Source organism: Nocardia sp. X0981 (genome assembly GCF_977089955.1).
In genome coordinates this window covers 242,334-256,218 of sequence record NZ_OZ372435.1, presented here as the reverse complement: position 1 = coordinate 256,218, position 13,885 = coordinate 242,334, and the positions used below count along the sequence as shown (strand labels likewise).

General features: G+C 69.0%; 16 protein-coding genes. 9 read left to right on the top strand and 7 right to left on the bottom strand.

All coding sequences use genetic code 11. The annotated features are described in order from the left end of the window. Positions 1-1,191: an NAD(P)/FAD-dependent oxidoreductase gene (locus ACYR7D_RS01175; protein ID WP_459547783.1), complete on the bottom strand. Its 1,191-nt coding sequence runs from the start codon at positions 1,189-1,191 to the stop codon at positions 1-3. 226 nt (positions 1,192-1,417) lie between these two features. On the opposite strand from ACYR7D_RS01175, the gene ACYR7D_RS01170 reads away from it, so the two are divergent. The 4 genes from ACYR7D_RS01170 to ACYR7D_RS01155 are packed head-to-tail and all read left to right on the top strand — an operon-like array spanning position 1,418 to position 4,546. Continuing rightward, the gene (locus ACYR7D_RS01170) at positions 1,418-2,125 is read left to right on the top strand and encodes an alpha/beta hydrolase (protein ID WP_459547782.1); all 708 of its coding nucleotides are present in this window, start codon (positions 1,418-1,420) and stop codon (positions 2,123-2,125) included. 39 nt (positions 2,126-2,164) lie between these two features. Continuing rightward, on the top strand, positions 2,165-2,554 hold the full coding sequence (locus ACYR7D_RS01165; RefSeq protein WP_459547781.1) for a hypothetical protein: 390 nt from the start codon (positions 2,165-2,167) through the stop codon (positions 2,552-2,554). Beyond that, the gene (locus ACYR7D_RS01160; RefSeq protein ID WP_459547780.1) at positions 2,547-3,803 is read left to right on the top strand and encodes a WXG100 family type VII secretion target; all 1,257 of its coding nucleotides are present in this window, start codon (positions 2,547-2,549) and stop codon (positions 3,801-3,803) included. The genes ACYR7D_RS01165 and ACYR7D_RS01160 overlap by 8 nt, the downstream gene beginning before the upstream one ends. Beyond that, the gene (locus ACYR7D_RS01155; RefSeq protein WP_459547779.1) at positions 3,800-4,546 is read left to right on the top strand and encodes an ESX secretion-associated protein EspG; all 747 of its coding nucleotides are present in this window, start codon (positions 3,800-3,802) and stop codon (positions 4,544-4,546) included. The genes ACYR7D_RS01160 and ACYR7D_RS01155 overlap by 4 nt, the downstream gene beginning before the upstream one ends. A 57-nt stretch (positions 4,547-4,603) precedes the next feature. On the opposite strand, the gene ACYR7D_RS01150 is transcribed toward ACYR7D_RS01155, so the two are convergent. Further along, the gene (locus ACYR7D_RS01150; protein ID WP_459547778.1) at positions 4,604-5,350 is read right to left on the bottom strand and encodes a hypothetical protein; all 747 of its coding nucleotides are present in this window, start codon (positions 5,348-5,350) and stop codon (positions 4,604-4,606) included. Between the two features lie 294 nt (positions 5,351-5,644). Here ACYR7D_RS01150 and ACYR7D_RS01145 point away from each other — a divergent pair, with 294 nt between their 5' ends. The 5 genes from ACYR7D_RS01145 to ACYR7D_RS01125 all read left to right on the top strand — a co-directional run bounded on the left by ACYR7D_RS01145 (position 5,645) and on the right by ACYR7D_RS01125 (position 9,593). Continuing rightward, positions 5,645-5,938 carry a hypothetical protein gene (locus tag ACYR7D_RS01145; protein WP_459547777.1) on the top strand — a complete coding sequence of 98 codons (294 nt, stop codon included), beginning with the start codon at positions 5,645-5,647 and terminating at the stop codon, positions 5,936-5,938. A gap of 189 nt (positions 5,939-6,127) precedes the next feature. Next, complete coding sequence (locus tag ACYR7D_RS01140) at positions 6,128-6,271, top strand: hypothetical protein (RefSeq protein ID WP_459547776.1); 144 nt, start codon at positions 6,128-6,130, stop codon at positions 6,269-6,271. A gap of 177 nt (positions 6,272-6,448) precedes the next feature. Beyond that, positions 6,449-7,534, top strand: coding sequence for an S-(hydroxymethyl)mycothiol dehydrogenase (locus ACYR7D_RS01135; RefSeq protein WP_459547775.1), 1,086 nt, complete (start codon positions 6,449-6,451; stop codon positions 7,532-7,534). Continuing rightward, complete coding sequence (locus ACYR7D_RS01130; protein ID WP_459547774.1) at positions 7,531-8,145, top strand: MBL fold metallo-hydrolase; 615 nt, start codon at positions 7,531-7,533, stop codon at positions 8,143-8,145. Before ACYR7D_RS01135 ends, ACYR7D_RS01130 begins: the two co-directional genes overlap by 4 nt. Positions 8,146-8,372: 227 nt before the next feature. After that, a complete protein-coding gene (locus ACYR7D_RS01125; RefSeq protein WP_459547773.1) occupies positions 8,373-9,593 on the top strand; it encodes a cytochrome P450 family protein in 1,221 nt (406 codons plus the stop codon). Between the two features lie 46 nt (positions 9,594-9,639). On the opposite strand, the gene ACYR7D_RS01120 is transcribed toward ACYR7D_RS01125, so the two are convergent. Genes ACYR7D_RS01120 through ACYR7D_RS01100 form a run of 5 tightly spaced genes read right to left on the bottom strand, consistent with a single transcriptional unit; the run spans position 9,640 to position 13,876 of the window. Continuing rightward, positions 9,640-10,119, bottom strand: coding sequence for a nitroreductase family deazaflavin-dependent oxidoreductase (locus tag ACYR7D_RS01120; protein WP_459547772.1), 480 nt, complete (start codon positions 10,117-10,119; stop codon positions 9,640-9,642). 18 nt (positions 10,120-10,137) lie between these two features. Next, positions 10,138-10,716 carry a TetR/AcrR family transcriptional regulator gene (locus tag ACYR7D_RS01115; protein ID WP_459547771.1) on the bottom strand — a complete coding sequence of 193 codons (579 nt, stop codon included), beginning with the start codon at positions 10,714-10,716 and terminating at the stop codon, positions 10,138-10,140. Positions 10,717-10,734: 18 nt separating this feature from the next. Then, the gene (locus ACYR7D_RS01110; RefSeq protein ID WP_459547770.1) at positions 10,735-12,201 is read right to left on the bottom strand and encodes an FAD-dependent oxidoreductase; all 1,467 of its coding nucleotides are present in this window, start codon (positions 12,199-12,201) and stop codon (positions 10,735-10,737) included. After that, a complete protein-coding gene (locus ACYR7D_RS01105; RefSeq protein ID WP_459547769.1) occupies positions 12,201-13,127 on the bottom strand; it encodes an NAD(P)-dependent oxidoreductase in 927 nt (308 codons plus the stop codon). Before ACYR7D_RS01105 ends, ACYR7D_RS01110 begins: the two co-directional genes overlap by 1 nt. Next, positions 13,127-13,876 carry an SDR family oxidoreductase gene (locus tag ACYR7D_RS01100; protein WP_459547768.1) on the bottom strand — a complete coding sequence of 250 codons (750 nt, stop codon included), beginning with the start codon at positions 13,874-13,876 and terminating at the stop codon, positions 13,127-13,129. Before ACYR7D_RS01100 ends, ACYR7D_RS01105 begins: the two co-directional genes overlap by 1 nt. Positions 13,877-13,885 lie beyond the last annotated feature (9 nt).

The window sequence follows — 13,885 nt, the reverse complement described above, 5'->3', positions numbered from 1 at the left end:
CTATGCCGCAACCGCCGCGGTCGGATTCCCGGACGGGGTGGTCACGCGGTGTCTACGGCTCGGCATGCCGTAGGTCGGGTGGGCGATACTCCACGGCCCCGCCGCGAGGATGGCCGACTTGAGATGCGCGGCCGGCCGGCCGCACAACGCCCGCTCCTTCGACCGCGCGGCCTTGTCGACCGTTTGGAAGATCGCGTCCTTACGGCCGAGGCTGATGTGGTTGCCGATATAAGCCAGCGCGGTTTTCGGGATCGTGCGTCCCGTCAGGTCTCCGATGATCGCGGCCGCCGCCTGTGTACCGGTGAATCCCGCCGAAGCGCAGGACATGGGCAGCGGCCTGCCGTTGTCACCGATGACGAAAGCGCTGTCCCCGGCGACGTAGACCTGCGGATGCGATACCGACCGCATCATGCGATCCACCGTGATCCGGCCGTTGTCCTCGACAGCGAGTCCACCGGCGGCGGCGAGGGGGTGGGCGGCGAAACCGGCCGCCCAGACGGTGGCGTCGGTGGAGAAGACGGTGCCGTCGGAGGTGATGGCCTTCGCCGCCTCGACACGTTCGACGGTGGCGTGCTCGTGGACCGCGATACCGAACCGGTCGAAGGCGCGGAACAGGTGACGACGGGCCTTCGGGCCCAGCCATCCGCCCAGTTCCCCACTGGTCGCCAGGGTGACCCGGAGTCCGGGCCGGGATTCGGCGATCTCGGTGGCGGCCTCGATCGCGGTCAGGTTGCCGCCGACGACCAGCACCGTCCCGTTCCCGTCCAGTTCGTCCAAGCGCCGGCGCAGCCGTAGTGCCGAGTGGCGTCCGGCGACGTGGAAGGTGTGCTCCGCCGCCCCCGGAACGTCGTGGTCGGCGGCGGTGCTGCCCAGCGCGTAGAGCAGGGTGTCGTAATCGAGCCGGTCGCTGCCCGCGTCGTCGCTCACGGTGACGGTCCGGTGGTCGGCGTCCACAGCGGTGACGCGCGCGATCCGCAGCCGGATACCGGTACCCGCGAAGATCTTCTCCAGCTCGTGGCGGCGCAGCTCCTGGCCGGCGGCGAGCTGATGCAGGCGCATCCGTTCGACGAAATCGGCTTCGGCGTTGACAACGGTGATCTCGGCGTCGGCGCGGTGCAGCCGGCGGGCGAGGATGCCGGCGGCATAGGCTCCGGCGTATCCGGCGCCGAGGACAATGATGCGGTGTCGCATGATCTCGCTCCTATCTGGTCGCTTGCGCTTTGAACGAGACGGCCTCCGGATTCCTGACAGCCTTTTGTGTGATGTGGATCACTTCGCATTCGGCCGAGGTCCGGCGCGCCGGCGCCGGCATTCCGGGCCCGCGGCGGGCCGTCGCGCTCGATACCGCTCATTCGGTGTGCGGGAGCACACGCACGGAGCCTCCCACTCGGCTCCGTTTCTTTGCCAGAATCCGGGCATGGGCTTCTTCGACGGCACGCGCGGCCGACTGCACTATCGGGATCGGCGGATCGAAAAGGCCTGGGCGGCATTGGTACTCCTGCCCGGCTCGGGTCAGCACAGCGGGCACTATCACGATTTCGCGCGGCAGGTGAACCGTGCCGGTATCGCCCTGTGGACACTGGATACCGCCGGGCAGGGCCTCAGCGAAGGCGATCCGCGCGACCCCGGTACTCTGCCCGATCTGGTCGAGGACGCGGTGCGCTTCTGGCGGCTGGTGCGCGAGCAGATGCCGGACCTACCGCTCACACTGATGGGCCATTCACTCGGCGCGTTCACCGCGCTGGCCGCCCTGGGCGTAGCCCGCCCCCCGGCGGGGCGCGGTGGGTATCCGGCCGATCCCCCCATCGAATACCCGGCGGAGCCCGCGCTGACGGCGAGCGAGGTGGCCGGCCTGGTGCTGTGTGGTACCCCGCGACGCGCGCTCGGCGGGACCCCGCGGGCGGACCAGCCACTGCCTCCGGCCCTGGCGATACACGGAGTGGACGACCGGCGCGCGCCGGTCGAAGCGGTACGCGAGTGGGCGGACCGATACGAGGCGGTGGAACTGCGCGAATACGCCGACGCCGGACACGATCTGCTGCATGAGCGCGTGCGTACCCGGGTCACGGCGGATATCGTGCAGTGGACGCAGGAGATCGTCGCGGGGCCGGTGCGGCGAAGATGAGAACCGCTGTGCGACAGCGGAGCAGGAAGGGGGAAGCCGATGCAGCCGAATACGATCACCGCGCTCGACTCGGCCGTCGCGGAGGGAGAACTGTGGATCGACGGCGTGCTGGTGGCCGCGGGGGCGCCCGAACGGTGCGCACTGCGCTACGAACAACTCGCCGATCAGGTGGACGCGCAGATCGAAACGCTCGCCGCGGCCGTCTCGCTACCGGGTTTCGGCGGCTTCGCCTCCGGTGCCGCGCTGCGTGACGGATTCGAGGGCAAGGCCACCGAGGCGATCGCCGCTCTGCGCCGGTACTCCGGGACGGCGCGGCAGCTCGCGCATACCTTTCGGGCCGCCGCGGCGGCATACCGGGAGGCCGATACCGAGGTCGCGGCGGCGCTCGGCGCCGTCTCTCCCGAAGTGACGGGAGTATCCGGTGCGTGAACTCCCCCGAGTCGGTAAACGCGGTGTCCACGATCGCTTCGATCCCGACTACGCGCCCACCGTGGAGGTCTTCGACAATCTCACCCACCAGCAGATCCATGCCGGTGTATCGCTGTTGAATCCGGCGGTGCTGCAGGCCGGGAGTCTGGCCTGGCAGGGCGCGGCCGCCGGGCTGAGCGACGCTGTCGCGCAAGCGCATACCGAGATCCGCGGCGCCATCGCCGACGGCTGGCGCGGCGACGCCGCGGGTCTGGCGGCGGCCGCGGTCGGTGATTTCGAGGCCGCCGGCCGGCAACTCGCGGATGTGCTGGCCGCCGTCGGGCAGCGCCTGAACCAGGCGAGCGACGCGGCGGAAACGCTGCGCGCGGGGGTTCCGGAGCCGTCGGGTGCGGAGCCGGACCTCACGGCGGCTCTGCTGAACCCACGGGCGGCCACCGACAATATCGCTACCCAGCGTGCTGTCGACGACGATCGTGCCGATGCGGTGCGGGTGATGGAAAGCGTCTACACCGGCACATTCGTCCCGACCGGTGCGCGGGTGCCCGCCTTCCCGGAACTGCCGGTCGCGGAGGCCGGTACGGACGGCCCCGCCCCGATGCCTCTCGCGTCCGCCGCTTCCGAGACCGCCGCCGGGCGGACCGTCGCGGCTCCGGTCCCGGTCCCGGCGCCGGTTCCCGGCTCGGAGCAGCCGGCGGATCCGGCCGCCGGAACCGATCCCGCCGTATCCGAGGCGCCGGTGACCGGCACCGCGGGCGCCGTCGCGGATCGGCCTCCGGCGGGTCCTGTCCCGCAATCGACCACAGCGGCGGCCACCGGGCAGCCGGTCGCCGCCGCCCCGGTAGCGGCGCCGCCCCCGGGTTCCGCTCCGGCGGCACCGCCGGTGACGTCGGCCGCTTCCGTGAACGCGCCTCCGATCGCCGTGCCCGTCCGTCCCGCCGCCACCGGTACGGACGACGAGCGCAAACGTGAGGAACGCCGCCGTGATTCGAGTGGTGAGGCGATCACCGGAATGGGCGCCGGGGCGATCGGCGGAATGATGGGCGGCGCCATGGCCGCGGATACGGTCCGCTCGGGGAGCCCGGTCGCCGCACCGGCGCGCACCGAACGAACCGAGACCGAAGAGGACGAACTGCATTTCACCGACGAGGAACTCACCTTCCTCGAACCGGGTGAGGTGGGTGGGCAGCTCGTCGGCACCCTGGATCCGACCACCCCGCCGGTCCTGGGTGAGTGGACCGAAGAGGAGTGAGCTGGATCCTCGACCCGGACCAGTTCGCGCTGGCCTGGGAGCGGACGGTCGGTGATCGTATCCCCGGTCCGCTGGCGGTCCGCCTCTCGGCCCGGGATTCCCGCGAGCGCACCGCGCAACTGCCCGTGTTACGGCAGTGGTGCGACATCACTCTCGACGCGGATCTGGAAGCCGCGTTGCGGGTGCTGGCCGGGCCGGAGGTGAGTGTGACGGCTCTCGGTCAGGACGGTGCCGGCCTGCCGACCGCCCGGGTTCTCGGCGCGTCCGCGGGCCGGATCGCGGTGGTGGCCACCCAGCGTCCCGGGGAACTACCGGACCGGGGTGGGGAGATACGGATCTTCGTGGGCGGCGCCGCCGCATTGCCGGTCCGGATGATCGCCGCGCTACCCGCTGCGCCTGCCGGCACCGGTGAGCGGCTGCGGGCGCCCCGGGCCGAGGTCGTCCGGGACGGCAGGGATCAGGTGACGATTCCGGTTTCCGGTCCGACGGTGCCGGCCCGCATCCGGAAGCGACTGAAACAGCCGCGGGACGGTCTCGGCCAGATCGTCGTGTCCGCGCATCATCGCGGGGACACCAAGCCGATCGGTGTGCTGTGCTGGCTGGATATCACCGGCGAGGGCCGTTATGTGATCCACACGGCTACGGATGTCGATATCGCCTCCGTGGGCGCGGAGGGTTTCACGAATTCGTTGCGCCCGATGGTCGCCGCCGCTCAGCGCGCGGTGGCCTACGCCGAAACCTGAGGTGGCCCGAACTTTCGTACCGTGCGCGGTCGGCGAGATCACGGGCCACCGCTTCGATCAGTTCGGGGCCACCGGAACGGCCGGGACGAGGGGCTCCCGGCTCGGTGTCGCTTCGGTGCTCTCCGGTGTGGCCGGCTCGCTCGGGGAAACCGCTTGCGGTGCCGGTGTTTCTCCGGGGTCCGGTTCCGCCGGGAGGAGCGGGGTCGTCCGGGCCGGCTCCGGCGCCTGTTCGGGCGCGGTGCTCACGTGCGGAGTCTGCTCGGCTTCGGAAGTGATGACCGGAGGATCGGTCGCCGATGCCGGCTCCGGAGGCGCCGAGGTGACGACGACGGTGGCCGGAGGGGGAGACGCGGGTACGGGCGATTCGGTATGCGCCGGCGCGATTTCCGGGGCCGAGGCAGGGGACCAGCCGGGACTCGGGGGTGATGCCGGGCCCGGCGGGGCCGAGAGCGTGACCCTGCGGGTGGGTGAGGGGCTCTCGTCTTCGTACGCCGAATCCTCGTCGGGCTCGGAGCCGGTCGAGGCCGTGACCGAGATCCGGTACTCCGGCGGGAGGGTGCGCCGCGGCGGCGGTTCCGGGGCCATCCGCCAGCTGGGAGACGGGGGGATCACCACCTGGGCGATGGTGGGGGACGTCGATTCCGCACGGCGCGCGTCGTCGGCGGCCTGCGGCCCGGAGCGGATCGGGGGCGGCGGCACATAGGTGTCCTCCTGGCCGATTCCGCACGCACCGATGAGCACCAGTCCGAGGGAAACCGCACCGGCGGCCGCCAGTGGCCCGGCGACTTTCGTTTTGTTTTCCATCGGTGACGCTCCTGTGATATGTCAGTGGCCTCACCTTAATCGAGGGCTCGAGCGAGAACCAGCCCCCCAGCGGCCGATCCCGGGGGCTACCAGGTGTAGAGCGGTGAGTTGTGGGTACGATTCAGGTATCGAATTGATATCGGCCGCGTGTCGCGGGCTTGTGTCGCGTAACAATCGTCGAGTTGGTCGTAGCGTATGTTGCTGGAGTGACGCATGAGGCATCGGATTTGCGGTGTCCGTGCACTGAAGCGGTAGGCGCGAAACGATTTCCGGATCGGCGCCATCGAGGAGTAGATGATGGGAGACCAGACCACCACCGACCTGCCGGGCGCGGCGGAGGTGCCCGACGTACCGGTGGCGGATATGGAACCGGCCGCGGACCGGGGGCCGCGTGGTACGGGGGCAACGGTGGGCAGAGTGTTCGGATGGCTGGTCTTCACCGGTGGACTGGGTGCGGCGGTTTTCGGGATCGCGACCCTGCACGTGGTGATCAGCGTTATCGGCCTCATTCTCGCCTGTACAGCGGGTTTGACCCTGCTCAAACTGCGGGCGGACGGTCCGGAGCCGGAGGCGGGTATCGCCGGCTGATCCGGCCGGTTCGAAGAGGTGCGGAAGAATGTGCCGTGCATACCTTCCCGACTTGTGCCGTGTGCCGCTGCGCACTGAGTGGGACACCTGTCCGGTCGGTTATTCGGACGGATGATCGAGCTCCGTCGTCGCGTTTCCCGGCACCGGTAGGCGGGTAATCGGCCGTTTGCCGGCCGCGGAGTACCCTAGGTGCCCCGCGCTTCGGCCGGACGAATCACCAAGGAAGAGAAGAATATGCTCGAAGCCGGCTCAGCCGTCCTGAATGTGGCGCATCTCGTCACCTCCATCGCCGCCAACGTGACCTACCTGTTGCAGGCCTGGGGAATTCTCTGAGCGTTTGCCGACAACGCGGTGGCGTGTCCGTCGGACACGCCACCGCATCGGCCGCGAAGGCGCCGGATCCGCCACGGACACCCCGGCGTGGTTGTCGGACCCTGCCCCGCGGGCGCTGTGGGCGGATAACGTATGCGATATCGCGCATCGCCGCATCACCGCCCGAGAGGAGACACTGTGCCGCAGCAGGTTCGAGGTGTTATAGCCCGCAGTCCGGGGGCCCCGGTCGAACTGGTGACCATCGTGGTTCCCGACCCGGGCCCGCGTGATGTAGTGGTGAGGGTTCAGGCCTGCGGGGTCTGCCATACCGATCTGACCTACCGCGAGGGCGGGATCAACGACGAGTTCCCCTTCCTGCTCGGCCACGAGGCCGCCGGTGTGGTGGAAACGGTGGGTTCGGCGGTGAGCCATGTGGCACCCGGCGATTTCGTCATCCTGAACTGGCGGGCGGTCTGTGGGCAATGCCGTGCCTGTCGACGCGGTCGTCCCTGGTACTGCTTCGACACCTTCAATGCCAGTGTGCCCATGACGCTCGAGGACGGCACCGAACTCACACCCGCTCTCGGTATCGGCGCCTTCGCCGATAAAACCCTCGTTCACGAGGGGCAGTGCACCAAGGTGGACCCGGAGACCGACCCGGCGGTGGCGGGGCTGCTCGGCTGCGGGGTGATGGCCGGGCTGGGGGCCGCGATGAACACGGGCAACGTCGGCCGCGGCGATTCGGTCGCGGTACTCGGCTGCGGTGGTGTGGGGGACGCGGCCGTCGCGGGGGCCCGGCTGGCCGGGGCCGCCACGATCATCGCGGTGGATACCGACGCCCGCAAACTCGACTGGGCCCGCGAACTCGGCGCCACCCACACCATCGACGCCTCCGCCGCCGACGCGGTCGCCGGGATACAGGAACTCACCGGCGGTTTCGGTGCCGATGTGGTGATCGACGCGGTGGGCCGCCCGGAAACCTGGAAACAAGCGTTCTACGCCCGTGATCTCGCGGGCACCGTGGTGCTGGTGGGTGTCCCCACCCCGGATATGACCCTGGAGATGCCCCTGATCGACTTCTTCAGCCGCGGTGGCGCGCTGAAATCCTCCTGGTACGGCGACTGCCTACCGGAACGCGATTTCCCGATGCTGATCGACCTGTACCGGCAGGGCCGGTTGCCGCTGGAGAAATTCGTGACCGAACGGATCGGCCTGGATGCGGTGGAGCAGGCCTTCCACACCATGCACGGGGGCGCGGTACTGCGTTCGGTGGTGGTCCTGTGACCGTCCGGGTGGAGCGTGTGGTCACCGAGGGACAGTTCTGCCTCGACGGTGGCTGCTGGGATGTGGCCAACAATATCTGGCTGATCGGTGACGACAGCGAAGTACTCGTCATCGATGCCGCACACGAGGCGCCGCCGATCCTCGAGGCCGTAGCCGGCCGTCATGTGACGGCAATCGTCTGCACACATGCGCACAACGACCACGTCACCGTCGCGCCGGCCCTGGCGGCGGCCACGGGCGCCCCGATCCACCTTCATCCCGATGATGATGTGCTCTGGCAGCAAACCCATCCCGGCGTGGAGTACCGGGCGCTGACCGACGGGGACACCTTCGACATCGGTGGAGCGCAGCTGCGGGTCCTGCACACGCCGGGCCACTCGCCGGGCTCGTGCTGCCTGTATCTCCCGGCGGCCGGTGCGGTATTCAGCGGGGATACGTTGTTCGAAGGTGGCCCGGGCGCCACGGGGCGCTCCTATTCCGATTATCCGACCATTCTCACCTCCATCAACAACCGGCTTTTCGCGCTGCCGGGCGAGACGGTGGTGCATACCGGCCACGGTCCGGACACCACCCTCGCCGCCGAACGAACCACCGTTCCCGCTACGCCGTAGCGCTCACCCGCCGCGGTCCCGGGCCGGCGCCGGAGAGCGTCCGCCGCGGGGCCGCGGCCACGAAAACAGCCGATGCGAAGCCCGTTTCGCCGCTTCCGCGTCGGACGCTCTGGGCATCAACGACTTTCGGGGTTATTTTGCTTCACGGACCGCCGGGTTCTGCGACGATACTCCTCGCCCGATTCGATCAGCAGCGCCACCTCGCGCGTAGTCCCGGAAAGTCCGATATGACAACACTCCCCTCTTTCCCCGCGGCGGACGAGAACCCGCTCGACACCTGCCTGAGACTGCGTGCAACAGCGCCGGTGGTAGAAGTCGAATTCCCCGGTGGTGTCGCCGCCTATCTGGCCCTTTCCCATCGGGCGACGCAGGAGATCCTGGCCGGCGACAACAAGACCTTCGCCCGCGACCCCGAACACTGGCCGGCGCTCTACGACGGCACCATTCCGGAGGACTGGCCGTTCCGGGCCATCGTGCAGGGCGACCATTTGTCCACCAAGGACGGCGCGGACCACCGGCGACTGCGCGGCCTGGTGGGCAAGGGTTTCACCCCGGGGCGGGTCCGGGCGATGCAGCCCCGCATCCAGGAGATCATCGACGACCTGCTGGACAAAGTAGCCGCCGCCGGGGACGGGGTCGATCTGGTGCCCGCGTTCTGTGATGCGCTGCCCATGGCGGTCATTTCCGAGCTGTTCGGGGTGCCGGAAGCGGAGCGGGCGCAGCTGCGGCAGTGGACGCTGACCTCCCTGTCGCAGAACACCACCCCGGAGGAGGCGTTCGAGACGCAGGTGGCGCTGCGGGGCTACCTGTACGAGCTGGTCGCTCGGAAGCAGGAAGAGCCCGGCGACGACCTCACCTCCGATCTCGTCCGGGCCCGGGACGAGGGTGATCGGCTCACCACCGACGAATTGGTGGCCGTTCTGTGGCTGATGCTGATCGCCGGTCACGAGACCACGGTCTATCTGCTCGGCAACGCGGTGGTCGCATTGGCCGACAACCCCGAACAACTGGCACTGGCGAAATCCGAGGACCGGTGGGCCGAGGTGGTCGAGGAGACCCTGCGATACCGGCACTCGGTGATGATGACCAGTTTCCGGTTCACCCTCGAAGATGTGACGATCGACGGGGTGCCGGTGCCCAAGGGCAGCGCCGTGGGCGTGGTCTACCAGGCCGGGGGTCTGGATCCCGAGCGCTACGGGGATACCGCCGGCGCATTCGACATAACCCGGGAGCTCAGCGGGAATCTCGGCTTCGGGCACGGGCCGCGCTACTGCATCGGGGCCCCACTGGCCCGATTGGAGGGCCGGCTCGCGCTGGCCTCGCTGTACCGGCGCTTCCCGGACCTCACCCTCGCGACGGCCGTGGACCAGATCCCGCGTACGCCGTCGTTCTTCACCATCGGGCCGATGTCGATCCCGGTACGCCTCGGCGCCACGGTGGGAGTGTGATAGGTCGCGCCGGGCCCGGTCGGGTCTCCGGGTCCGGCGCGAACGCTCAGGAGGGGCGGGGCTCCAGGACGAAGATCGGGATGCGGCGTTCGGTCCACGACTGGTAGTTGCCGAAATCCGCGTACAGTTCCAGCAATTCCGGCCACAGCCGCTCCCGCTCGGCGTCGTCGGCGAGTCGCGCCCGCACCGGCAGCCGGTCCTTACCGATCTGCACCGTGGTGTCCGGCTGGGCGATCAGGTTGTAGTACCACTGGGGATTCTTCGGTAGCCCGCCCTGCGAGGCGACGACCACGATATTCGCGGCGTCGCGCAGGTACAGCAGCGGAGCGGTGAACTGTTTACCGGATTTGCGTCCCGTATGGTCCAGCAGCAGGGTCGGGACCGGTTTACGGAATCCCGAGCCCACCCGCCAGGTGCCACCGATACGTCCGCCGGTGCGCCGGTAGAGCCACGTGTTCACCTTGGACATGTACTTGATGACGGTGGGTACCACGGGGGAGTCGAGTTGTGTGGGACGGTTGTTCATACCCTTGCTTTCCGCTGCTCAGCGCAGGATCATCAGCGCCGATTTTTCGATGAGATCCGCGATATCGGCGTAGGAGGCATAGCCCATACCCGCCCGGACCAGCGCCCCCGCGTAGACCAGTTCCAGCGCGACCACCACGTCGGGATCGGCGTCGGGACCGAGGGCGCGTTCGATCCGGGTGCGGATCTCCAGACCGATCCGGGCACGCAGATGAGCCACATCGGGATCCCGGCCGAGCATGGCGCTGGTCACCGCCCCGGACACCTCCTGCTCGTCGGCGACGAGCATGGCGATGGCGCGCAGCTCGGCGATCACCCGGACCGTGGGGTCGGAGTCCTCGCTGACCGGTGACGGGGTGGCCACCAGCCGCCGCCAGAAGATCTCCGCGACCAGATGTTCCTTCGACGAGAAATAGGTGTACGCGGTGGCGGTGCCGACCCCGGCCGCGGCGGCGACCATCCGGATGGTCATCCCCGCGAACCCCTCGCGGGCCAGTACCTCCACTGCGGCCTTCGTCAGTTTGTCGACCGTATCGGCCTGTTTCGCGGAGAGGCGGCGACGGGTCGCTTCCACGACGAGGGGTTCACCTTCGGACATGTGCCCGACAGTACCGTTTCAATTCTTCGCGGCCGCAATCCCGGCCCGGCGGCCGTAGAAGCTGCCGTCGCCCAGCGATGTGCCGCTGGCGTAGCCGCCCGCGCAGACACCGGAGGTACACCGGCCCGCGGCGAACAGCCCGGGGATGGGTTCCCCGTTCACGTGCAACACCCGGGAATCCAGGTCCGTGCGCAGTCCGCCGAGGGTGAATCCCGCGGTGAACCCGCGCATATCGAAGGCGGCGAACGGGCCCTCGAGCGGTTTCGTCCACTCGGGTTTCTTCCCGAGCAGCGGATCCCGGCCCGCGGCCGCATGCTTGTTGTACAGCTCCACGGTGGTCTGCAGGGCGAGTTCGGGCAGTCCCATATCGGCTTCGAGTTCGGCGATGGTCTCCGCGGCCCAGGTAGGGGGTTGCCGGAAGAAGGGCGTGGAGGTCTCGGTGGTGAGCGCTTCCTCGTAGGCGGCCTCGCCGATCACCAGATACGCCTGGTTCTCCTGATGGAACAGAGTCATCTGGCCGATCCGGCCGGGGTAGGTGTCCTCCGGGACGTACCGCTGGCCGCGGCCGTTCACCAGGATGCCGCGCGCCATCATCTGCGGATCACCGAAGAACGCGACCTCGGTGGCGTCCATATGCGCCAGGTCGGCGCCGAGCGCCTGGGCCACCCGGATGGCGATCCCGTCGTGTTCCTCGATGGCCGCACCCGGCCGGCCGATGAGCCGGGGCGCGAATCCCTCGATCATCCGGTCGTGGTAGGCGAAACTGCCCGTGGCCAGCACGACTCCGCGTTCGGCACGGATGGTCAGCTGTTTGCCGTACTGTTTGGCCACCACGCCGACCACCCGCTCACCGTCGACGATCAGCCGCTGGATGCGGGTGTCGTATTCGGCGGTGACGCCGAGCGCTTCCGCGGTCTCGGCGAGCGGTTTCATCAGCATGTAACCGCCGCCCTTCGAACCGGTGCGCTTATTGCTCATCTGTGGGACGTGCCCACGCGGCGCGGGCGTGGCCACGGTGTTGAACGGGGCAGCGTTCTCCCCGCCGGAATACATCAGGCCCTCGTCGTGCGGGGGTTCCCAGCCCGGTTCGCCCCAGAATTCCGCTTTGAACGGCACGCCGTTGGCGACCAGCCATTCGTAGTGCTCCACACTGCCGCGGCAGTAGTCGGCGATCTTGGCCGCGTCCGCGCCCGGGCCCAGCGCGGCGAGCATGAATTTCTCCATGTTCTCCGGGCTGTCCTCGAAGCCGAGCGCCCGCTGCAGCGGGGTACCGCCGCCGAGATAGATGAACCCGCCGGCCAGTGCCGCCGCCCCGCCCCAGCCGCTGGTGCGCTCCAGGATCAGCACCTGTGCGCCCGCTCGCGCGGCCTCGATGGCGGCGCAGACTCCGGCGATCCCGTAGCCGGCGACCAGCACGTCGGTGGTGCGGTCCCAGGTGGTGACCTCGGCCGCGGGTAACGGACGGATGGTGGTGGCATCGGCCATTATTCGGTTTCCTTACTGTCGTTCCGCGCCGGAGTGTCCGGCCGCGCGGCGGCGATCTCGCCCGTCCCCACGCCGAGTCCCGCGCCGAGCCGGCTCAGCGCGAGTTCGGCCAGCGGTAATTCGGTACCGAGCCGGTCACCGAGGGCCAGCGCCAGGTGCAGATCCTTTTCCCCGAGTTCGCGTACATGGGTGAGGATCGGCAGCCAGAAATCGCCCTCTTCGAGCGGAGCGGTGGTATCGCGGAGCATGATGGATCCCGCACCGCCGGTGACCGCGTCGGAATGCCGGACGATCTTGCCCAGTACCGCGATATCGAGTCCGGCGGCCTCGGCCAGCCGCTGCGCCTCGGTGGCCGCGGTGAAGGAGATGAAGTGCAGGAGATTGCGCGCCAGTTTCATCCGGATGCCGGCGCCGACCTCACCCGCGTGCACGACCATATCGGCGAAACAGCCGAACGGTTCCCGGACCGCGGCGACCGCGCCCGCGGGGCCGCCGATCATCACCGCCAGCCGGCCGCTGTCGGCGCCGGCCGCGCCCCCGGTGACCGGGGCGTCGATCAGGTCAACGCCGTGTTCGGCGCACAGCCGGGCGAATTCGATCGCCGATTCGTCGCCGATGGTGGAGTGCACCGCGACCACGGTGCCCGGCGCGGCGGTGCTCAGCACTCCGTTCGTACCGGTCAGCACATCACGGACCTGCCGGTCGTCGACCACCGCGATACAGACGACCCCGCATTTCGCCGCGAGTTCTCCGGGGGTGGCCGCTGCTTCGGCACCGGCGTCGGTGAACGGTGATACGACCTCGGCGCGGGTATCGCAGACGGTGAGACCGCCGGACCAGCCCAGCAGCTTCTTCGCCATCGGCGCGCCCATCGAACCCAGTCCGATGAACCCCACCCTGGTGCCGGTGCCCCCGTCCGCGCTCATTACCGGATCACCTGGCCGCCGTCGACGCAGAAGATCTGGCCGGTGACCCAGGCGGCGTCATCGGAGAGCAGGTAGAGCAGCGCGCCGGCCATATCTTCCGGGGTTCCCATCCGCTTGAGCGGTAACCGGTTCACCATATCCTTGACCATGTTCTCGGGGGTGGTCGTTTTGGTGGCTTCGGTATCGGTGGGGCCGGGGGCGATCGCGTTGATCCGGATGTTCGAGCCGCCGAGTTCGGTGGCCAGCTGCTGGGTGAGTCCGTTGATACCCACCTTGGCCAGACCGTAGAAACCGGAGTACACCCAGGCGGCGGTGGAGGACTGGTTCACGATCGAGCCGCCGCCGTTCGCGGCCATGTTCTCCCAGACCGCGCGGGTCATGACGAGGGCGCCGTCCAGGTTCACCGACATGAATTTCTTGTAGTAGTCCCAGGGCACGGTGAGCAGCAGATCGAGTTTCATACCGCCGTAGATGGCGGCGTTGTTCACCAGATGGTCGATCTTGCCGTACTTCTCGATCGTGAAATCGGCGAGCGCCTTCGCCGAATCGGGGTCGGCGACGTCGACCGGATGGAAGGCGGCGGTACCGCCGTCGGCCACGATCTTCTCGGCGACGGCGGTACCGCCCTCGGTGTTGAGATCGGCGACCACGACCGAGGCGCCCTCGGCGGCCAGGGCCTGCGCGTAGACCTCGCCGATACCGCGCGCGGCGCCGGTGACGATGGCCGACCTGCCGGTGAAACGACCCATGGGATGAGC

Excerpts from the sequence above, each read along its gene's own strand:
- ACYR7D_RS01175 (WP_459547783.1), bottom strand. The coding sequence starts at position 1,191 with ATGCGACACCGCATCATTGTCCTCGGCGCCGGATACGCCGGAGCCTAT.
- ACYR7D_RS01170 (WP_459547782.1), top strand. The coding sequence starts at position 1,418 with ATGGGCTTCTTCGACGGCACGCGCGGCCGACTGCACTATCGGGATCGG.
- ACYR7D_RS01165 (WP_459547781.1), top strand. The coding sequence starts at position 2,165 with ATGCAGCCGAATACGATCACCGCGCTCGACTCGGCCGTCGCGGAGGGA.
- ACYR7D_RS01150 (WP_459547778.1), bottom strand. The coding sequence starts at position 5,350 with ATGGAAAACAAAACGAAAGTCGCCGGGCCACTGGCGGCCGCCGGTGCG.
- ACYR7D_RS01145 (WP_459547777.1), top strand. The coding sequence starts at position 5,645 with ATGATGGGAGACCAGACCACCACCGACCTGCCGGGCGCGGCGGAGGTG.
- ACYR7D_RS01125 (WP_459547773.1), top strand. The coding sequence starts at position 8,373 with ATGACAACACTCCCCTCTTTCCCCGCGGCGGACGAGAACCCGCTCGAC.
- ACYR7D_RS01120 (WP_459547772.1), bottom strand. The coding sequence starts at position 10,119 with ATGAACAACCGTCCCACACAACTCGACTCCCCCGTGGTACCCACCGTC.
- ACYR7D_RS01115 (WP_459547771.1), bottom strand. The coding sequence starts at position 10,716 with ATGTCCGAAGGTGAACCCCTCGTCGTGGAAGCGACCCGTCGCCGCCTC.
- ACYR7D_RS01110 (WP_459547770.1), bottom strand. The coding sequence starts at position 12,201 with ATGGCCGATGCCACCACCATCCGTCCGTTACCCGCGGCCGAGGTCACC.
- ACYR7D_RS01105 (WP_459547769.1), bottom strand. The coding sequence starts at position 13,127 with ATGAGCGCGGACGGGGGCACCGGCACCAGGGTGGGGTTCATCGGACTG.
- ACYR7D_RS01100 (WP_459547768.1), bottom strand. The coding sequence starts at position 13,876 with ATGGGTCGTTTCACCGGCAGGTCGGCCATCGTCACCGGCGCCGCGCGC.